This window comes from Paenisporosarcina sp. OV554 (assembly GCF_003058165.1).
GTDB lineage: Bacteria > Bacillota > Bacilli > Bacillales_A > Planococcaceae > Paenisporosarcina.
In genome coordinates, this window is record NZ_QBUC01000016.1 from 61,146 (window position 1) to 81,286 (window position 20,141).

Genomic DNA, 20,141 nt, shown 5'->3' on the forward strand with positions numbered 1-20,141 from the left:
CCTAAAGGGCTCTCTCATAGTCGAATAGCACGTAATTTAGTAAGAAAGAAAGTCGTTATCCTTAGAAAACTTGAATTTATCCATCTGTGCTCCAAAAAATTATTCATTTTTCCCATTTGGTTTTCTTTCTAGAAGGATAAATAAATATGCTCAGTGAAGTGTCCGATAAGCTTAATGGAAGGCTAACTCCAACTTTTTCAGTTTTTATCGTTAGCTTTTCATTTTTAACTGCGAGTAAGAAGTTTTTAAATGCCTGAGTTGTATGTGAAACTTTCGGTGCATACACAGATTCTACTTTATAGGCTTTTAACACCTCATCTAAACCACCAACATGATCTGCATCTGGATGAGTAGCAATCATCTTGTTCCTGCATCTATATCTTCTGCTGAAACAAAGGGTTTAGTAAATTGAAGCACGTTTGGTAACCACTCTTTAAATTCTTTTTCAATTTCTTTACTTATATCTCCTGACCAACTAAGAAATACCTTCATCCCCCTATTTTTTGTCATCCCATTTAACCCTAGTGATTCCTCGAATAGTTTGGGTTAACAGCTCTCCCCTTTATAGTTAAAACTACTCCCCTATCTTTCTCTTTAAAGCTAAAAAAACCACATTTTCAATTTGGATTTTTCCTCCTTATAGTTAACGGTTTCCATTATTGGAAGCCGGTATTTTTGTGTGCATATAAGGTGGATCCAATTTAATGTCTAAGTTGTTTTGGATATTCCTTTGAGAAGGGTTTTAACGAAAGGCTTGGAAAATGACTCAAGACTTCTATCTGTGTTTTGCAAGCCCCAGTGATAGATTGAACCCATAAAGGATTGCGTAATCATTGTGGATACATCATCCAAAGAAAGCTCCGAATCTATTTTATCTTCTTCAATTGCTTCTTCAAGCAATTTACGAGTAATTTTAAAAAGTGAGCGATTGGAATCTAAAAAGTAAGTATGTTCTTTAGATTCCAAAGCTGCATTATATATAACTTTCATCAGGTCTTTACCCATTTCGACCTCTAAAAAATTCATTAATTTTTGTGAGAAAATAGATAGTTTTTCAATGGGGTCCATATTTTCAGGGAACGATTCATATACCTCTAAATAATAATTATCTACTTCTGTAAAACGTACTAGAAAGATGTCGGATTTTGATCGGAAATGTTGATAAAAGGAACCTTTTGAAGTTGCGCTTTTTTTCACAATATCGTCAACAGTAACCTTATTAAACCCTTTTTCGGCAAAAAGCCTCAAAGCCACCGCTAAAATTTTTTTCTTTGTCTCTTCTCCTCTACGTTGCTTTTTTACTGGTTCAATCATAAAATCCCTCCATTATGTATTGACAGAATAATCTTACATAATATAGTATCAGACTACAGTCTAGTTTTTTGAAAAATCATATAATTTAAAATAATTGAATTAGATTTTTGTTCAAGTTCAACTTATTGATATTCTATTTTACTTTGTATGAAAATGAAAGCGTTTTCGAACGGTGATATTAATCAATGGGGGGATAACGATGATTAAAGTAATTGAATCAAGTGAAATTCGAAAGTTGTTTAAAAGTGGCGATCAAATATTAACTGGTGGATTTGGTTTATCTGGCGCGCCTCTAACAATAATTGATGAACTACTGGAAACAGATATTACAGATTTAATAGTAGTTAGTAATAACTTAGGAGACCTTGGACAAGGTTTGCATAAATTATTTATACAAGGAAAAATCAGAAAAGCGATTGGTTCCTTTTTTTCGATCAATAGAGAAGCAGTGATTGCATGGTCGAAAGGTGAATTGGAAATTGACTTATTACCACAGGGTACGCTAGCTGAAGCTATTCGTTGTGGAGGAGCTGGTATTGGTGGTTTTTATACAAAGACTGCTGTAGGAACTGAATTAGCAGAGGGTAAAGAGGAAAGAGTAATTGATGGAGAAAGATATATTTTTGAAAAAGCAATTAAAGGTGATGTAGCGATTATTAAAGCTGCAAAAGCGGACCGATTGGGGAATTTAGTCTACCATACGACTGCTAGAAACTTTAATCCAATGATGGCGACTGCTGGGAAAATTGTCATTGCAGAAGTAGATGAAATTGTAGAAGTAGGAGAACTAGATCCAGAATACATTGTTACACCTCATGCGTATGTTGATTATGTCATTCAAAGTAAATATTCCAAAGTAGGGAGTGAGTATGTTGAGTCAAGATAAAAGACATATCATTGCAAAGAGAATTGCAGAAGAGTTAGAGGATGGTCAAATTGTAAACCTGGGAATAGGCATTCCAACTCTAGTATCTGAATATTTAGACAATAAGGAAGTTTTTTTACAAACTGAAAATGGATTATTAGGAATGGGACCTCCTGCAACAGAAGAAAATTTAGACATTGATTTGATCAATGCTGGAAAAGAACCGGTATCTTATTTGAAAAGTGCCTCGTTTTTCAGTAGTGCCGATTCTTTTGCATTAATCAGAGGTGGACATGTAGATGTAGCGGTGTTAGGAATTCTTCAAGTTGATATTCATGGAGAAATCGCTAACTGGGCTGTACCTAATCAACCTATTTTAGGTGTTGGAGGTGCAATGGATTTAGTAACGGGGGCTAAAAAAGTAATAGTGGCTGCTACATTGTTTGCGAAAGATGGAACTTCAAAATTAGTTAAAGAACTTACGTATAAAACAAGTGGGATTCGCAAAGTAGATTTGTTTGTGTCTGAATATGCCGTTATTAAATTTACAGAGGAAGGTCCTAGAGTAGTAGAAATACTTGAGGATATTTCTATAGAAGAATTAAGTGAAAAGGTAGGTTTCCAATTAGAATTTGAAAATGCTTTTCACATACAAAATTTTATTTGAATGACGGGGGGATCTTTTATGAGTAAGCAAAGAACGGTTATTGTAACTGGTGGAGCTGGTGGATTGGGATATGCAATTTCACAAAAATTTGTGTCTCAAAATGATTTTGTATACGTAGCAGATCTTAATCAAGAAGCTGCAGATAAAGTAGCTAGAGAATTAGGAGAAAATGCTAAAGGAATTGCACTAGATGTGACGAATGAAGAAAATATTCAAGCAGTTATTCAATCGGTTATTAATGAAAGAGGCTCTATTGAGGTGTTAGTAAATAATGCTGGATTACAGCATAGAGCAGCTATTGATGAATTTCCATTAGAGAAGTGGAATCTACTTATTGGTGTCATGTTAACCGGTGTATTTTTGATGACGAAACATGTTTTCCCATATATGAAAGAAAAAGAGTTTGGAAGAATCGTCAATATCTCTTCTATTCATGGAAGATTGGCAAGTCCAGAAAAAGTAGCATATGTAGCAGCTAAACATGGAGTGATTGGTGTAACAAGTGTAACAGCTTTAGAAGGGGCACCGTTTAAAATTACAGCTAACTCCATATTACCGGGTCCAGTATTAACACCTTTACTTCAAAGACAACTAGATGACTTGACTAAAGTTGGAAAAACAGAACAAGAAGCGTTGGAAACTATTGTATATCCAAGACAAGCGATGAAGCGATTTATCTCTCCAGAAGAGGTAGCTTCGGGGGTAGCTTATCTTTCAGCAAATGAAGCGAGTGCAATTACTGGTGAACATTTAAGCGTTTCAGGTGGAATGTAATAAAAAATAGGGGGGAATGACATATGACAACTTATATTATTGACGGCGCAAGAACGGCTTTTGGAACTTTCGGTGGTTCACTGAAAGATGTCAGCGATATTGATTTGGGTGTGATAGCAACAAAAGAAGCAATTAAAAGAAGTGGAATACCTGCTTCAGATATAGAAGAAATTATTTTCGGTAATATTATCCAAACTAGTGAGAGTGCATCTTATCTAGCTAGACATATTGGGCTGAAAAGTGGAATGTTAGAGTCATCAAGTGCTCTTACACTTAACAGACTTTGTGGATCTAGTATGCAATCTATTGTTTCGGGGGCACAGGCAATCGCAGTGGGGGATGCGAATGTAATTGTTGCCGGTGGTACAGAAAATATGAGTTTAGCTCCTCATGTTTTAAGAGGAACTCGCTTTGGTTCACCTAACAAAGCACCTTTAGTAGACGATATGCTTTGGGATACTTTGACAGATAAATATGTCGGTTGTGGTATGGGGATGACAGCTGAAAACTTAGCAGTACAATATGATATTTCTCGAGAAGAACAGGATGCATTTGCAGTCCAATCGCAGGAAAGAGCTATTGAAGCAAGAGACAGTGGTCGATTTGCAGAGGAGATTGCGCCCGTTACAATCAAAGGGAGAAAAGGCGAAGTTATTTTTGATACAGATGAGCATATTCGAGAAGGTGCAACGGTTGAAGGACTGGCTAAGCTAAAACCTGCATTTAAGAAAGATGGTACGGTAACGCCAGCGAATTCAAGTGGAATTAATGATGGAGCAGCAGCAGTTTTACTTGCATCAGAAGCATATGTAAATGAGCATAATTTAAAACCATTAGCAAAAATCGTTTCTTGGGGTGTAGCTGGTGTTGATCCGACTATTATGGGTATTGGTCCAGTTCCAGCAAGTAAAAAGGCATTAGAAAAGGCTGGTTTAACTTTGGATGATATTGGTTTATTTGAGTTAAATGAGGCTTTTGCAGCTCAATCGTTAGCTGTTATTAAAGAGTTAGGTCTAGATATGGAAAAAGTAAACGTGAACGGTGGAGCTGTCGCATTAGGTCATCCCGTAGGTGCAAGTGGTACGAGAATTACGTATTCGTTAGCAGTTGAGATGAAGAAAAGAAATGTTCGATATGGTTTAGCGTCGCTTTGTATTGGTGGGGGTCAAGGCATTGCGATTATTTTAGAAAATGTAAATTAGAACAAATAGGATGGGAAATTGGAAGGTAAATAATTATCATACAAAGGGGAGTAATACTAATGAATCAAACAACGAATGCACTCGAAAGAAAAATAGTTAACAAAACAATGATACGTATCCTACCATTTATTTTGATTTTGTATATTGTTGCGTACTTAGATCGAGTTAATCTAGGATATGCAGCCTTACAAATGAATGCAGAATTAGCTTTGTCTGCTGAGGTCTTTGGTCTTCTTTCTGGTATTTTCTTTATTGGTTATTTCTTTTTTGAAGTTCCAAGTAATATGATTATGCATAAAGTGGGACCAAAAATATGGATTGCCCGTATTATGTTTACTTGGGGAATTGTTGTTATTCTAACTGGTTTTGCACAAACAACTACTCATTTGTACATTCTTCGATTTTTATTAGGTGTAGCTGAAGCAGGATTTTTCCCAGGTATTATTTTGTATCTAACGTATTGGTTTAGAGCTCGTGAAAGAGGAAAAGCAACTGCTGTATTATTGTTAGCTTTACCAATAGGAGGTTTATTAGGAGCACCATTGTCTACATGGATTCTAGATAATATCTCATGGTTTAACATGTCTGGTTGGAGATGGATGTTTATTCTAGAAGGAATTCCTGCACTTATTTTAGGATGCCTTGTTATATTTTATTTAACAAATCGACCTGCTAATGCTAAATGGCTAACTCAAGATGAAAAAGATTGGTTAGAAGGAGAGTTAAATGCAGAGAGACAATTAAGTATGAAAGTAAACAAAGCATCTAAAGTTGATATGTTGAAAGACTCGAAAGTTTGGAAGCTAGCTTTACTTTACTTCGCAGCGTATACAGGAATCTACGGTTTGTCTTTCTGGATGCCGACCATTATTAAATCGTTATCAGTAAGTGCAACAACTAACTTAGAAATAGGTTGGTTGGCTATGATTCCAGCTGTTGTTGGTATTCCGGCAATTCTAATTGTTGGGTGGAATGCTGATAGAACGAGCGCACATAAATCTCATTTACTAGTCTGTTTCCTAATTGCCATTCTCGGATTCATAGGCTGTGGGTTTTCAAATAGTGTATTTATGATGGTTCTTATGTTAGCAGTTACATCTGCTGGGTTATATGGATTTACTGGTTGTTTCTTTGCTTATCTAACATTCTTCTTTACAGAGTCTACTGCACCTGTTGGAATCGCTTTAGTTAATTCATTTGCTGCATTAGGTGGATTTGTAGGTCCGATGATTCTTGGATCTGTAGCATTTACTTCAGGAATGTTCATCATTGCGGGGCTGCTTGTAATCGGATCTATAACGCTTATGACATTAAAATTGGTAACAGAGCGAAAAGAAGAAAAGCTTAAAGGAGTACAAGTTAACGTAAATCAAATTTAACATTAAGTCAAACCGATATGGAGTAAAAATGTTGATGCTGCAGTTTCCATGTGCATAAACAATGACTTTGATTAATTAGAAAGGGTAGGGCATAAAATTATTTAAATAATAAGCTGATATAAGTAGAATCAAAAATGATTGCATTTGAGAAATCGAAGAAGGAGGAAAGAAATCTCCTTCTTTTTTGTTGCATTTTTGTATCAAAACTAAATTACGTAAAGGGACACGTTGTATTTCTAAGTAGTGATAACCATCATTTTCGCTACATAGAAAAGCATTACTTCAAATCTCTAAATTAAATGTGAACTTAAGGCTATGAGGAGATGTGGGAAGGTAGTTTATCGTAACAGTAATACGATTACTTGAAGTAAAGATATTGTGGATAACAACATAGTTCTGTCTGTTATTCTAGTAATAGGAAATTATACATATGAAGAGGTGTCTAGATATGGCGATTTATTATGAGTTGGAAAAGAATGATAGAACAGCAATTTATGATGCTGCAGAAAAATGGAAAAATGAGTGTCTCTTAAATAATAGATCATTGATCTGGGATGGAGAGTCAATTTGGACTGATACGAATTTAAATAGGTTTAAATCCATATTTGTAGAAAATCCTGACGTGTCCGGTGAAAACTTTGATGCTAAATTTAAAAAACAACTGGAAAACGAATCAGAAGGTGTATATAAATTTGCTATCGAATTAATGTTTATTTATTATATTTTTCCTTATAGTGGATCAATTAGTTACAAAACTAAGATGAAAAAGTTAGAAATGATTGCTTCGTGGAAAGGTATTGATTTTGATCAATCACTGCCAGTTTTCGATGGTCTAAAGCAAGGGCTGGGAGCCACTGGAACTTTTTATAATACTAGTAAATATTTTGAGGTCTCCTTCTTGTTTTTAGTTGCCGAGAATTTAAAGAATCTACCTTTGAAGAATCGCGAAAATATGTTGAATGATGCATCAGAGTTAAAGAAATTCGCTGATGATATTCGTCAATCTGTTGGTAAAAAAGTACAAATTCTTCATATCTTACTTCATTTGTTGATTCCGGAAAAGTTTGAGCGAATTGCTAGTTGGGGGCACAAAGATAGGATAATAAAAGCTTATTCTAATTTAATTACGGATAATTCAATTACAGATTCCGATAAAAGACTACTCTTGATTAGAGAGAAACTAGAAGGAATGTATTCAAATGAAAATAAAAAAATTGATTTTTATGAAACTCCCGTCATTGCAGAAAAGTGGATACCAGCAGTTGATAACGTTCTAACTCCTGTAGAAGGAGGGGAAACAGCTTATTGGGTATTTCAAGGAAATCCTACTTATTATGAAGTAAATAATGCTGTAAATGATTTGGACACAATCACATGGGCTGTAAATCAACATTCAAAAAATATCAAAAAGGGAGATAAAGCATATATTTGGCGTTCTGGTTCTGGTGGAGGAATTATTGCGGTAGGAACTATTCTTTGCGATCCTAAAATAACTCAACCTGACATAGAAGACCCCTACAACCGCAGTGATGTCTTAAATAAGGAACCTTATTTGGCAGTTGATATTCAGCTTCACACAAAATTTATAGACTCTATTGTGGAAAGAACTCTGTTACTTTCAGATGAGCGGACAAAAAGGATGGGAATTTTGACTTATCCTGGAGCGACCAATTTTCCTGTAACAAAAGAAGAAGATGGAGTTATTGAAAGCATTATTAACGGGAAATATGAACATATTCCAGCAACTACGCCACCAGAAGTAATAGTAAAGGATAAGAAACGTTACTGGATGTATGCTCCAGGCGAAGGTTCCGGTATGTGGGAAGAATTTTACGGAAAAGGAATTATGGGAATCGGTTGGAGTGAACTCGGAGATTTGAAACAATTCCCTACCAAAAATGCGATGAAAATTAAAATGAAAGAGATATTTGGTGAGGAATATTCTTATATAAATGATGGGCATGCTACATGGCAATTCACTAATGAAATTGAAATTGGAGATATTATTTTCGCGAAGAAAGGTCGAAAAAAAATCATTGGTCGTGGCGTGGTAACTTCCGAATATATTTTTGATGATTCAAGAAAAGAGTATAAAAATATTCATAAAGTTCGCTGGACTCATAGAGGTGAATGGGATCATGAAGGACAAATTATCCTGAAAACCCTAACTGAAGTAACATCTTATACGGACTATTACAAAAAACTCGAAGAAATGTTTATTGATGTATCAGATGGTATGTTAATTCCAGATGATATAACGCCACAATATGAAAGCTATAATTCGGAAAACTTCCTATCAGAAGTATATATGAACAAAGAAAAGTACAATACCCTTAACAATCTTCTGATTAGAAAGAAAAATCTCATCTTATTAGGTGCACCCGGCGTTGGAAAAACGTTTGCAGCAGAGCGGTTAGCTTATTCTATTATGGGTGAAAAAGATAAAAGTCGAGTATTAGTCGTTCAATTTCATCAAAGTTATAGCTATGAAGATTTCATCATGGGATACCGGCCTACTGAAAAAGGCTTCTCTTTGTCTAAAGGGCCATTTTATCAGTTTTGTAAAGAAGCAGAGCCCGATGATCGACCATACTTTTTTATCATTGATGAAATAAACAGAGGAAACTTAAGCAAGGTTTTCGGTGAATTATTAATGTTAATTGAAAATGATAAACGAGGAAAAGAATTACGTCTTCTCTATTCAGACGAACAATTTTCAGTTCCTGAGAACGTCTTTATTATTGGGATGATGAATACAGCGGACCGCAGTCTTGCTATGATTGACTATGCTTTACGTCGTCGTTTTGCCTTTTATGAATTTGAACCAGCCTTTGGAAGTGAAGGGTTTAAAAAGTATCAAGCTAGCATTGGAAATGTGAAATTTAATCATTTAATAGATACAGTTGTAGCAATGAATACTGTAATAGAAGAAGACGACTCTCTAGGTAGTGGATTCCGTATTGGACACAGTTATTTTTCATCTAGAATTGATGTGGATAACGAGTGGCTATCTGAAATAGTGGAATATGAACTGGTTCCGTTGATAAAAGAATACTGGTTTGACGAACCATCTAAGGTAGAGCATTGGATGAACAAACTTCGGAGTGCTATTCGTGATTAGGATAAAGAATGTCTACTATATGTTATCTTACGCTTATAGAACGCTAAATGAAGAAGGTTATAAAAGTATTCAAGCAGAAGAGTTTAAAAATATTCATGATTTAATAGCCGCTATACTAATTAGGGGTGCAACCATCCAACGTAAACGTGGTTTCCATAGAGATTACATCGGACTCACCGAGGTTACAGGTAATTTGCGAGGCAAAATTGATGTGACGAATTCTATTAAACAGAATACCTATATGATGCGAAGCATGATTTGTCATTATGATGATTTTTCCGAAAACGTGCAGTTAAATCAAATATTAAAAACTACGATGCAACTTCTTATTCTCAGTGGTGAAGTTAAAGATAGCAATCGTAAGAAATTAAGAAAGCTTTCTCTATTCTTGGGAAATGTCGATACGCTTGAGATAAATAACATCAAATGGAGCGCATTGACGTATCACCGGAATAATGCTTCTTACAAAATGTTAATTAATATCTGTGAGTTAGTCATCAAAGGTCTTTTAATGACGACTGATAGTGGTAAATATAAAATGAATCAATTTCTAGATGATCAACAAATGCATCGATTATATGAAAAATTTCTACTTGGCTATTTTAAAAAGGAGTATCCCCAATATTCTGCCAACCCTTCTCAAATTGACTGGAATATCGATGACGGGATTTCTAATCTTCTTCCTACAATGAACTCTGATATTACACTCACCAAGGATTCTAAGACATTAATTATTGATGCTAAATATTATGGAAAGACAATGCAAACACACACGATGTTTGATAGTAAATCGATTAATTCTAATAACCTATATCAAATTTTCACCTATGTTAAAAACAAAGATCGGAATGGGAGCGGTAATGTAAGTGGTTTAATTCTATATGCAAAAACCGATGAAGAAATAACTCCTAATAACGACTATCAAATTGGTGGAAATCGGATCAGTGTAAAAACACTCGACTTAGGAGCTGACTGGACAGAAATTGTTAGCCAGCTAGATAATGTCGCAGAACTTATGCAATGAAATGTAATTACACATATCTGCTGAAGAAATACTAGAGACGAGTTGTGACTCATCATAGCTCGTTTTATCTTTAAGTTAGTAAAGATAGGAATTCTAATTAATCCTCAGAAGATTAGTATGAAAGGGAGAAGAGTTAATGCAATTAAGTGAAAATATAAATCAAGGTTATAAAAAAGAGGAGTACAAGGGTTTAGCATTAGATGTCTATATTACCAGCAAGGATAAAATTAAAAGAAGTATAGCTGACAAAGAATTTGTGATTGGATATAAAAAAATAAGAGAAGATGGAAGTTTTACTAAAAAATTTGCGACATTGATGATAGTGCGAGGTTACCCCGTGGTAGTTTTACACCTAGGGGAAAAGAAAGACAGAGAAGGATTACAAACACAAAAAGAACTTGATGAAAAGATAGGCAATACATATGTAAGAAATGGAATGCAAATTAATGAAAAACCGCATGAAGTATTCATTAGGCTTGATTGGGTGAGAAGTCTGGAAGAAATAAGTCCTTATATTGATGAGGCATATGAAAAGAGAACTTAATGTTTTACCTTTGAAGTTACCACTCTCAACTATATAGGAACTCCATGAGCGGTTGAAATTGCATTTCAGCCGCTGCTTTTTTATGCAATAAGTGTTCATTTTTTAGGTTATGGTGCAGTCAGGTTTGAAGTCTAATGCGACCCGAAAACCTACGCTGTTGTTCAGTATAATAAGATTTTATATGGTCATATTTACAGTTCTTCATGAATATCCTATACATTAACTGTCTAAATGGTAACTTATTTGAAGAGTGGAGAGAGTGGGATGAGAAACGAGTTAATTGAGAAATTCATTTTTAAAAATGACAAGAAAATCAGTGATATTAATCTCACTTGTTCTGATATTATTCACTTGAAAGAACAGTTCTATAATATCTATGCAAAGAAACCCTTAGTTACCGAAGCTATTATTTATGGTTGGTTAACATCTAATTTGAATATTGATAGAGGCTTAGATATAACTTCTTCAGAATTGATACTTAAAAGAGAAACTAAATACCCTGCCTTACATGGGAATCAGACATTGGACATTTCACTTGTGAATGGTAAGGAAATACTTTTCGGCATTTCTATAAAAATGAGCACATCTACTTCTGCGTATTTAGATGGCGCTGACTTTTTGAATCCTTTTTTGGAAGAGTATCGAGAGTTTTTCGTAAAGGATGAGGCTGAGTTTGAAATGAAAAAAGCTCAGAAAAAAAGAATTGGTTTGCCAACCTTACTACAAGATATGGGTAGAATTCTGAATCTAAAGTTAAAGCATGGCAACTTCCCGAGTCTTACGATAATATTTGCTGAAAGCAAAAAGAAAGATGCTCAATGGATTACAGAATTTGAAGAGAAGTATTTTCATCAATATATTTTCTTGAAAGATCATGGGAAATTGCCATTTGTTAAAGTGCTTTCTAATAAATTACCCGAGATATCTAAATGGTTGATTACATAATAAATCATAAAGATAACTAAACTTAATTAATATCCATTAATCATTCAAGAGCGCCTGAAATTGCTAAAAGGAAATTACATGTGGAACAAAAGAGAACAACGAGATCCCTGGACGCTAATTCGACGGTAAGTATTTTGACTATTATTGCGTAAAAACAGATCAGCCTGGCGGGTCGGAAGCGATGCGCTTTTTTGGAATCTGATTGAAATTCAAGAGAAAATCGATGATTTCTTCCTGTGCTATCTGGCTGAAATCTGTTCCTTTTGGGTAAGTTCTCCGGACTCGACCGTTAGTGTTTTCATTGGTTCCACGTTGAGCAGGAGCGCCTGGATCAGCGAAGTAGAAGGTTTTCCGAAGCTTTTTCCACTTCAATCCATAGATGAAATTCCTTCCTCCTGTCGGCGGTGATGGACTTAGAAGTTCAAACTTAAACTGATACGTATTCACCTTTCTATACATAATTGATGTAATAGAAAAGGTCTACATTAATTGATTCCATTATGTAGAACGAAAGGGTATCCCCTTTCAAATAAAACATTAACTGCCTAACATTCACTTAAAAAAGGAGTGCCGAAAACTCCGGCACTCCTTTTCATTAGGGTCAATTTAATGAGTATTCTATCAAACTATAAAACAGTCAAGTGAAAGTGGATGTAGAGATTATTTTGCTGCATTTGGATCCAATGTTTCCAGCTGTGTTGCCCACCGCTCAATATTGGCTGCCGGGTTCGTTCCTTCGGCAGGATAGTCGGTGATGTGGTACCAGCTGATTGTCCGTTTTTCACCTGCTGCTACACTTGCATCAAATGAGGCACCAAAAATATAACCGAAGGCACTGATCCCAGTTGGTTGGTCTTTGACCCAGGCAATCCCATGTGCCGGGCTGTTTATAGCGGTTTTAGGCCCGTCATACACATAATTCCCCGTCCATCCGGAAGTCTTGAAGCCGGGATTAACGTTTGCAAAACCTGGAAGTATGGCGGTTTCATCAGAACTATCCGGATCGAGTAAATATTGGAAGTATCCTTTGAAATCTTTTGTTCCGGTATTTTCTAATTCCAAGGTTAGCTTGGCCACCGGTGCATCCGGAAGCAATTGGTAGGTGACCGACGTCTTGATAGACGGATCAATTTGTGCTTCTCCGGAAGCTTTTATTGCGTTTCCTACGGTCTCGATTTTAGGAAGAGACAGCCATTCTCCAGTACGGTTCCATGGAACTTGTGGATCATTCATAGTCGGTGAAAGGACTAACTCGCTCCAATCCAAGGTTTCCATGGCATTATCATCCTGTAGGGCAAGATCGCCTAGCCATCCTGGCTGGAAAGTACCTGCCTGATTATTGGCAGCCACTTGTGTAGAGATGGTCGCCTCTACCTTGTTATTGATGATGTAATGGTACGGGTTGCCTGTTGTTGCGTCCAAGCGGGTGCTTCCTGCATGAAAATCTGGAGCTTCCTGAGATTCTCCTGCAATCGGCTCGGTGATGGTGTTTAGCTTTAGTTCCTTCGTTTCATTTTTCCCCTCTACCATCGTGACAGAGAGAGAAGTGTCTGAATGAAAACCTCTTCGTTTTGTAGAAAGAGTATATTTGCCTGGCTTTAATCCGATTAGGTATTGGCCATCATCATTGGCTACTGAAGTCTGGCGGTTCCCCTCGGTATCGGTCACTACAACGGTCGCACCGGCTACCGGTTTTCCGGTATCAGCATCCGTCACCTTACCGGTTACTCGTGGCCATCTTTGGGCAGATTTTCCTCCAGGTGTGTATGCATAAAGGTTTCCATCATGAGCACCAACCACAAGCGTATTTCCTGAAATCGCAGGGGAAGATGCCACCCAAGCTCCAATTTCATGATGCCATAATGGCTGTCCTGTTATTCGGTCAAGCGCATAAAGATTTCCGTCGTTGGAACCGATGAAGATGGTTTCTCCACTAACGGCTGCTGATGAAATGATTCCGCCATCCGTACGATATTTCCATTTTAAGGAACCTGTGACCGCGTCTATTGCAGCAACGTTTCCGTCAGGGAATCCCATGTAGACGACTCCATCCGCTACAGCAGGGGAGGAACCAGTTGCCTGACCATGAATGTAGGATTTATCGGAGCTCTTATAGCGCCATAGCTCGTTGCCTGTCGAGGCGTCAAGTGAGACGATTAAACCGCCCTGGTACCCCATAAACACTCGGCCATCTGAGATGGAAGGCATGGAGTGCATCCAGCCGCCTGCTGGTTTTTTACGCCAGATTTCCTTGCCTGTAGCAGCGTCAAGAGAGATCAGCCAGCCGCCGTCTGCACCAACAAATACCTTGCCATCTTGTACTACAGGTGTGGATTCAACGATCCAGCCGCCTGCTAAAGGAGCATTCCATAATTGTTCGCCGGTTTTGGCATCAAGCGCCATGATTGCACCACCGCTGCCTGTGCTGTATGCCTGGTATAGGACTCCATCGGCTACTGTTGGAGAATAATACATCCAGGATCTCTGTACTTGATCCTTGCCAACGGATTTTTCCCAAATCCTTTCCCCGGTTTTTGCATTCATCGCATAAAGTGTGCCGCGAATCGAATTCGCGTAAACGACTCCGTCTGCTACTGCTGGAGATGCTTGGACCTGGGCATCTGCTTTTACTGCCCATTTCTTTTGGCCGGTTTCTAGGTCAACCGCATGGATAGAATTTTGGTCCGTGCCGTTTTCATCACGTGTTCCGATATAAACCATTCCATTTGCAATGGCAGGGGAGGAGGTAAGAATCGTACCCGGTGTCCGGTAGGTCCAACCTAATCGCAAACCCGCTTCGAGTGTATCTTTTGCCTCTCCGGTATGCTGGGCATTGCCGTGGAACATCGTCCAGTCAGAACCGCCCTTAGGTGAGATACGCTTAGAGTCTACGATGTTGAACGTGTTGTTTTTAACCCAAACCTTTCCTGCATCGTCGGTTACCCTAACTTCTATGGCATGCTTGCCTTTTGATGCTTTTTTAGCATTCCATTGGTTAAACCAGGCCATTCCGCTGCTTTGTTTCAGTTTTTTCCAAGAGCCGCCATCTACTCTGTATTCCACTTTAGAGACATTGCTTGTCGTATTATAGGCGTTTACCAATATGTCCACTTTGCCCTTTGGAACATCGCTTCCGGCCGCTGGATGGACAATCGCTGCGCTTTGTTTTACGTCATACATCTTATACTTTGCATTCTTTTGGTCGCCCTGGAAAGAAACCATCCGGAATCCGTTCGGTGACTGATCGATCGTATAAGCACTTGAAACAGTCGTTACATGGTTAGCACCTGGAATCGTATCTTGTGCCACATCGTTAACATGGGTATGTCCAACCATCACCAGTCGTGTCTGATACTGGCTAAGTAGTTCAATAAACTTCTTCGTGTTATCAGGTGACGGGGTTTCCGGTGTATTCAAAGGCTTATGGACGAATACTACTACTTCTTTGTCTTTTGCATTTTGGGCGAGATCCTGTTTTAACCATTCCAATTGGTCATTTTCATTGAAGCCCAATGTATTTTCCAATGTGACAAAATGCCTGTTGCCATAATCGAATGAATACCACTCAGGTCCGAGATACTTGCGGTAACGGTCCACTCTTGTTTGATAGCTAGAACCTGGGGCAAAGTCATGGTTTCCGACAGCTGGGTAGACAGGAACAGCGGATGTAGCTGTGCTCGCTGTATAATCCTGATATTCTGCATCGGTTGCCCGGTTGGTCAAGTCGCCACTAACGGCGATAAAGGCTGGGTTTCCTGTCGATTCGTTAATTTGCGCCAGCTGTGATGTGAATCGTTCACGGTTATTATTTGACCCTGCTTCCACGTGAACATCGGCCACGTTGGCAAAGGAAAAGTTAGGATTATTGCTTTCAGGCTTAAGTAGCAGTCCGAAGTTTTGTTCTCGTGTTTCACCGGCCTCGAGGTTGCCAAGTTGCTTATAGAACTGGGGTGTTTTGTTTTCGTCTGTTGGGACGCTATACCCGCTAGGAACGGTAACAAAGACGATATCCGACTGGCGTCTTTCAATGTTTGCCGTCAGTGTATACTTTCCTGAATCATTGGTAACGGAAATGCTCTTCCCATCTGAGACAGACACATTCGGAATTCCCTGTTCGTTTCCATCGTGGACTCCATTTCCGTTTTTGTCTGCAAATACCGTACCCGTAACAGTTGCATTAGGATTATCTGCGATAACCGGTTGGACGACAGCGGCCAAAGCAAGACTACACATCACGGCCGCGGTAATCGGTTTAAGCTTTTCTTTTACCGTTTTCCCTTTCTCATTTAAAGGTTTCATTATTTTTCCTCCTATTAATCTCGTATTTTTAACACCCTTAAGCTACTCTTTTGAACCACCCCCTATAAGAAAAGGAAAGAGATTCAACATTTAGGCTAGAAATCGCTCAAAATACCAGAATAATCCCATTCCAAAAATACCAGCGGTTGCTGATCCGTAGACGACAGTTGACCATTTGAATCGGCGGATATAAAGAAGAATGGGAAATAGCAGAATGATGATCAGTGCTTGTCCTACTTCAACACCAACGTTGAAAGACAAAATGGACAAAAGCGAACGCCAGGTTACATCATTTGACAGCTGTAATGCACCGGCAAATCCCACTCCATGGATCAGTCCGAAGCCAAATACGACGGCAAAACGGAGCTTCGTAGAGAATCCGAAGAAATGTTCCAGGGCGACGAATGCAATACTTAACGCAATGAGAGGCTCTATAATCTCGGAAGGGAGATTGATTAGCTTTAAGGCAGTGAGGCCTAGTGTAATACTGTGGGCCAAAGTAAACACAGTAATAATTTTGAGAATATCTGAAAATCGGCGCGAACCAAGTAAAAGAGCGATCACAAACAGGATATGGTCATACCCGATCATAATATGGTGGAATCCGAGTTGAATAAACCGGATGATTTGGCCGATGATGGTTTCCTTGCCGATTTGCAGTTCCCGTTCACCCCCATGAAAAACAAATTGTCCTTTTTCTTTATCCAGGTTATAGGTTGCGATGTTCCTGTGCATGGGGTCATTATCTTCAAAAAAGACGCTGTACTGAATTTGGATCGACTCCTCTTTGGCAGGGCGGGGGAACTCAAGCATGATTTTGGCATAATCCCGGCCAGTTCTTTCTTCGATGTCTGTGACCGTCACTATTCCTTCTGATTTAGCTCCATCCGTGAATAGTTGAAAATGGGAGGCCAGGTATTCCGTTACAGCATCCTGTTTATCTTCCAATGCCTTTGTCAATTGGTCCTTAGAGGAACCTGGATTAACCTCGAAATCTATCAACCTTCCAAGCTCAAAATAGTCGATATAAAGCTCTACATTCAGGGTGTCACGATCAAGCGTAATGTTTGAATATCCCTCGCTGTTATCTGTGTGAGCTGAAGCGTTAACAGGACATAACGTTATCGTAATAATGAATAAGAGCATCATATTCCATAAAACGAACTTTCTCACCTCTACACACCCTTTAATCTAGTAAATTTTCCTTTGCTTACTCTCCGTCTCTTATGAGTCAGCAACTTCATTTAAAGAAAAAGCTGCGTCATCCCAATACCTATGACAACGCTTTAGCTGCATAACCAAAAAAAATAATGTATCTCTCTTCTGGGATCAGGGAAAATCGGCTTAGGTGCCGGAGTCTTTAATGCAAGCTAGTTTTCCAATTCAGATCCGAGAAGAGAGAATTCATTCATAGTATTCCTGTCTGGCTTATTGTGAATGTTTAGCTCTTAAGTGCATAGAGTGTTTCCTATGCTCAAAAATCCAAAATTCTTACCGGAAATAGTAAACTGTCACCCATCTACTTTTGTCCATTATTAAATGGCTCGTTTCGTTCAAGTTTGATAACAGCGGTCACCGGGAGATGATCAGAAGCTAAAGTTCGAATTACCTCGGCATTGACTGTTTCGATATTATCGGTTGTGAAAATATAGTCGATTCTCACAGTAGGGTTTATTGAAGAATAAGTGTAAGCTGCAGGTTTATCAGCAAAAGCATCACTATAATTGGAAATCATCAGCTGCATTTCCGGGCTTTCCGGTTTTGCGTTTAGATCACCCATGATAATTTTAGGTCCTTTAACTTGCCCAGCAAGTTCATTGACTTCCCGAATCTGGATTTCGCGTTCTGCGGAAGTCAGCGCTAGGTGAGTATTATAAAAGTGAACTTGATTTCCTTTAACATTGATCGTCGCCTCTAGCAGGCCTCTCTGCTCCGTGTTTCCAATTTTCGTAAGTTTGTGGTTTTCAGAATCTAAGATTGGATATTTGCTTAAAATCGCTGTCCCATACTGTCTGCGCGGTTCCCCTTCGATTAATGGTGCATTATCAAGGTTTGGTGCATACACATAAAACATGCCCAGTCGTTTTGCCAGTGTATTTGCCTGGTCTTCGAAGTTGCTGCGACTAGACCAATGATTGTCCACTTCCTGCAAGCCAATGATATCTGCCTCCGAGTTTTCAATAACCTGAGCAATCCGTTCCAAATCCAAAACCCTATCTGTCCCTTCACCGTGATGAATGTTATAAGACATTACCTTAACGTCAACCGATTCTCCGCGTGGGAACTCGGTTTCATCGGCAAAGGAGTTTTGTCCGAAACCAGAAAGAGCAACAATGGCACAAGTAACAGCCAACATGAACGATACCGCTTTTCGTCTTTGATATTTTGTCATCATAATGAATCCTCCTAATCGATTTTTGTATTTCGACTTTAATCATACAAGAGGAATTTATGGTTTTTATTGAAACTATATTAAGAGAATGTGTAATTATATTACTATTCCGTAAATTATGGATATTAGGACTATGACAATGGTTCTGCTTCGTTTGGGGTTGAATCGTCTTTCTCTATGTGTTCTTTAAAATATCTCATTAGTTATGACAATACCGGATTGTCGTACCTATCCTTACTTAGTCGACTTGGTGCTTCTATAGGTTTGGCAAAAGCTGTGAATTACGACGAATCGTATTTCCCAAAGATATTTTAGATCGATTTTAATTAAAAGATGGCGATATGCTAACGAGGAAGAGTTAGTTAGTAGTAAGATTTTTGATTTGTTAATTTCTTATAACTTCGCATAAAAACCTCATTTTCTAAATAATGTCTTAACACGTCATTCACATCCTCTTCATATTCATCTACTACACTAAAGGTGCAAGCTCAAATCCAAGGAGGTCCTACATGAGTCAAACACGTTTGAAAAAGTAACCCTACCTATCGCAATTCTTTCGTTTTTAGCCATCAGTGGAGTCGCTTGAACCATTGCCATTTCATAAACGACAACGAATACCTCTAAAAGCTAGATAAAGGAAAAATAAAAAATGCGGTTTAAAGGAGAGTCATTAACGTGGAAAATCAACGAAGATCTTGGAAAAAAATTTCTTTGATCCGATTTATAGACTTCTTAAGTAAGTCCACTCAAAGCGCCGAAGCAAAGAGGGTTTCTCAATTAAATTCATCACACACACCTTGGAATTAACTAAACGAATTTTTGACTTACGGGGTAGGTTAGTTGAGGTGAAAAACTTGGATATTATTCGACTTGTATTTCTTACAAACGCCAATCTGATAAAAAAATTAGGTGTCACCACTTCTGTGATAGCACTCTATATGTTGGCTAATTAAAAAATAGTTCTTGGAAAACCCTTTGCTCTTAAAAAATTTATATTGGACCAGTATGAACTGATTTCTTGACAGTTGTTAAACAGGACAGAACAAAGAGAATTTTGGCTAGAATTACCGTTATAGTGTTAAGTCCCGTGATTTTCTTTGCAACCATAATGATTGTACAGTTTGGTTCAACCCTACAATAAATTTGTCATTTCATATCAGAACATTCGGCTGCCGTAATGATGGGAGCTTTTTCTTATTGATTAATAAAGACGACACTTCCTAATTCGGGGGTTATGTCAACTAAAAACGTAAAAAATGCGTTAATCCAAGAAGGATTAACGCATTTTTCGAACCATTCAGGAGGACCCACTGTTGTATCTGGATCAATGGCAAGATGAACAAACCAACTATCAGCCATTCCAGTGTTTACATTTGGAAGTATTTCCACTACATCTCCTGGATGTAATTCTTGAGCAGGTTTTCCTTTTTCCTAATACCAGCCTCTTCCGCCAGTAACCAAAAGAATCTGTCCACTCGGATGTGCATGCCAATTGTTCGTTAGGTTTGGATTAGATATTGGAGTTAATACAGCATGCCTTTCATTTTAATAAATAATCTGTGATGATATCTCAAAGCCCGTCCGAAGTGGGATTTTCTTAATAGAATAGTTGGAA

General features: G+C 38.0%; 15 protein-coding genes and 2 pseudogenes. 9 read left to right on the forward strand and 8 right to left on the reverse strand.

Annotation, left to right across the window (positions count from 1 at the left end; genetic code table 11):
• Positions 1–169: 169 nt before the first annotated feature.
• From C8K15_RS20860 to C8K15_RS13705, 3 genes and pseudogenes are all read right to left on the reverse strand, one after another.
• Positions 170–361: pseudogene (locus C8K15_RS20860) on the reverse strand (MBL fold metallo-hydrolase); the annotation flags it as partial.
• The gene (locus tag C8K15_RS20370; RefSeq protein WP_158268320.1) at positions 358–510 is read right to left on the reverse strand and encodes a hypothetical protein; all 153 of its coding nucleotides are present in this window, start codon (positions 508–510) and stop codon (positions 358–360) included. The gene C8K15_RS20370 and the pseudogene C8K15_RS20860, both read right to left, overlap by 4 nt.
• Positions 511–708: 198 nt before the next feature.
• Positions 709–1,314 carry a TetR/AcrR family transcriptional regulator gene (locus C8K15_RS13705; protein ID WP_108586959.1) on the reverse strand — a complete coding sequence of 202 codons (606 nt, stop codon included), beginning with the start codon at positions 1,312–1,314 and terminating at the stop codon, positions 709–711.
• Positions 1,315–1,513: 199 nt separating this feature from the next.
• Here C8K15_RS13705 and C8K15_RS13710 point away from each other — a divergent pair, with 199 nt between their 5' ends.
• The 9 genes from C8K15_RS13710 to C8K15_RS13750 all read left to right on the forward strand — a co-directional run bounded on the left by C8K15_RS13710 (position 1,514) and on the right by C8K15_RS13750 (position 11,835).
• Positions 1,514–2,200 (forward strand): CoA transferase subunit A, encoded by a 687-nt coding sequence (locus C8K15_RS13710; RefSeq protein WP_108586960.1) that lies wholly within the window; start codon positions 1,514–1,516, stop codon positions 2,198–2,200.
• Positions 2,184–2,846, forward strand: coding sequence for a 3-oxoacid CoA-transferase subunit B (locus C8K15_RS13715; protein ID WP_108586961.1), 663 nt, complete (start codon positions 2,184–2,186; stop codon positions 2,844–2,846). Before C8K15_RS13710 ends, C8K15_RS13715 begins: the two co-directional genes overlap by 17 nt.
• Positions 2,847–2,864: 18 nt before the next feature.
• Complete coding sequence (locus C8K15_RS13720) at positions 2,865–3,620, forward strand: 3-hydroxybutyrate dehydrogenase (protein WP_108586962.1); 756 nt, start codon at positions 2,865–2,867, stop codon at positions 3,618–3,620.
• Positions 3,621–3,643: 23 nt separating this feature from the next.
• Positions 3,644–4,822: an acetyl-CoA C-acetyltransferase gene (locus C8K15_RS13725; protein WP_108586963.1), complete on the forward strand. Its 1,179-nt coding sequence runs from the start codon at positions 3,644–3,646 to the stop codon at positions 4,820–4,822.
• Positions 4,823–4,881: 59 nt separating this feature from the next.
• The gene (locus C8K15_RS13730) at positions 4,882–6,201 is read left to right on the forward strand and encodes an MFS transporter (RefSeq protein ID WP_108586964.1); all 1,320 of its coding nucleotides are present in this window, start codon (positions 4,882–4,884) and stop codon (positions 6,199–6,201) included.
• A 448-nt stretch (positions 6,202–6,649) separates the two neighbouring features.
• The gene (locus tag C8K15_RS20865) at positions 6,650–9,322 is read left to right on the forward strand and encodes an AAA family ATPase (protein ID WP_233260495.1); all 2,673 of its coding nucleotides are present in this window, start codon (positions 6,650–6,652) and stop codon (positions 9,320–9,322) included.
• The gene (gene mcrC, locus C8K15_RS13740) at positions 9,315–10,346 is read left to right on the forward strand and encodes a 5-methylcytosine-specific restriction endonuclease system specificity protein McrC (protein ID WP_108586966.1); all 1,032 of its coding nucleotides are present in this window, start codon (positions 9,315–9,317) and stop codon (positions 10,344–10,346) included. The genes C8K15_RS20865 and mcrC overlap by 8 nt, the downstream gene beginning before the upstream one ends.
• Before the next feature lie 136 nt (positions 10,347–10,482).
• Positions 10,483–10,890 (forward strand): hypothetical protein, encoded by a 408-nt coding sequence (locus tag C8K15_RS13745; protein ID WP_108586967.1) that lies wholly within the window; start codon positions 10,483–10,485, stop codon positions 10,888–10,890.
• A gap of 264 nt (positions 10,891–11,154) precedes the next feature.
• Entirely contained in the window at positions 11,155–11,835 is a 681-nt protein-coding gene (locus tag C8K15_RS13750) for a hypothetical protein (protein ID WP_108586968.1), read from the forward strand.
• Between the two features lie 245 nt (positions 11,836–12,080).
• Here C8K15_RS13750 and C8K15_RS20870 read toward each other — a convergent pair.
• From C8K15_RS20870 to C8K15_RS21420, 5 genes and pseudogenes are all read right to left on the reverse strand, one after another.
• Positions 12,081–12,177, reverse strand: a pseudogene (locus C8K15_RS20870) (IS30 family transposase); the annotation flags it as partial.
• A 318-nt stretch (positions 12,178–12,495) separates the two neighbouring features.
• Positions 12,496–16,134 (reverse strand): outer membrane protein assembly factor BamB family protein, encoded by a 3,639-nt coding sequence (locus tag C8K15_RS13760; protein WP_108586970.1) that lies wholly within the window; start codon positions 16,132–16,134, stop codon positions 12,496–12,498.
• 90 nt (positions 16,135–16,224) lie between these two features.
• A complete protein-coding gene (locus tag C8K15_RS13765) occupies positions 16,225–17,307 on the reverse strand; it encodes a HupE/UreJ family protein (protein ID WP_108586971.1) in 1,083 nt (360 codons plus the stop codon).
• A gap of 346 nt (positions 17,308–17,653) precedes the next feature.
• The gene (locus C8K15_RS13770) at positions 17,654–18,526 is read right to left on the reverse strand and encodes an endonuclease/exonuclease/phosphatase family protein (protein ID WP_233260496.1); all 873 of its coding nucleotides are present in this window, start codon (positions 18,524–18,526) and stop codon (positions 17,654–17,656) included.
• Between the two features lie 1,194 nt (positions 18,527–19,720).
• Positions 19,721–19,915 carry a hypothetical protein gene (locus C8K15_RS21420; protein WP_199224116.1) on the reverse strand — a complete coding sequence of 65 codons (195 nt, stop codon included), beginning with the start codon at positions 19,913–19,915 and terminating at the stop codon, positions 19,721–19,723.
• Between the last annotated feature and the right edge of the window lie 226 nt (positions 19,916–20,141).

What these genes read in the sequence shown, in the direction of transcription:
- C8K15_RS20370 (WP_158268320.1), bottom strand. Translation starts at nt 510, where the DNA reads ATGACAAAAAATAGGGGGATGAAGGTATTTCTTAGTTGGTCAGGAGAT.
- C8K15_RS13705 (WP_108586959.1), bottom strand. Translation starts at nt 1,314, where the DNA reads ATGATTGAACCAGTAAAAAAGCAACGTAGAGGAGAAGAGACAAAGAAA.
- C8K15_RS13710 (WP_108586960.1), top strand. Translation starts at nt 1,514, where the DNA reads ATGATTAAAGTAATTGAATCAAGTGAAATTCGAAAGTTGTTTAAAAGT.
- C8K15_RS13715 (WP_108586961.1), top strand. Translation starts at nt 2,184, where the DNA reads ATGTTGAGTCAAGATAAAAGACATATCATTGCAAAGAGAATTGCAGAA.
- C8K15_RS13720 (WP_108586962.1), top strand. Translation starts at nt 2,865, where the DNA reads ATGAGTAAGCAAAGAACGGTTATTGTAACTGGTGGAGCTGGTGGATTG.
- C8K15_RS13725 (WP_108586963.1), top strand. Translation starts at nt 3,644, where the DNA reads ATGACAACTTATATTATTGACGGCGCAAGAACGGCTTTTGGAACTTTC.
- C8K15_RS13730 (WP_108586964.1), top strand. Translation starts at nt 4,882, where the DNA reads ATGAATCAAACAACGAATGCACTCGAAAGAAAAATAGTTAACAAAACA.
- C8K15_RS20865 (WP_233260495.1), top strand. Translation starts at nt 6,650, where the DNA reads ATGGCGATTTATTATGAGTTGGAAAAGAATGATAGAACAGCAATTTAT.
- C8K15_RS13745 (WP_108586967.1), top strand. Translation starts at nt 10,483, where the DNA reads ATGCAATTAAGTGAAAATATAAATCAAGGTTATAAAAAAGAGGAGTAC.
- C8K15_RS13750 (WP_108586968.1), top strand. Translation starts at nt 11,155, where the DNA reads ATGAGAAACGAGTTAATTGAGAAATTCATTTTTAAAAATGACAAGAAA.
- C8K15_RS13760 (WP_108586970.1), bottom strand. Translation starts at nt 16,134, where the DNA reads ATGAAACCTTTAAATGAGAAAGGGAAAACGGTAAAAGAAAAGCTTAAA.
- C8K15_RS13770 (WP_233260496.1), bottom strand. Translation starts at nt 18,526, where the DNA reads ATGACAAAATATCAAAGACGAAAAGCGGTATCGTTCATGTTGGCTGTT.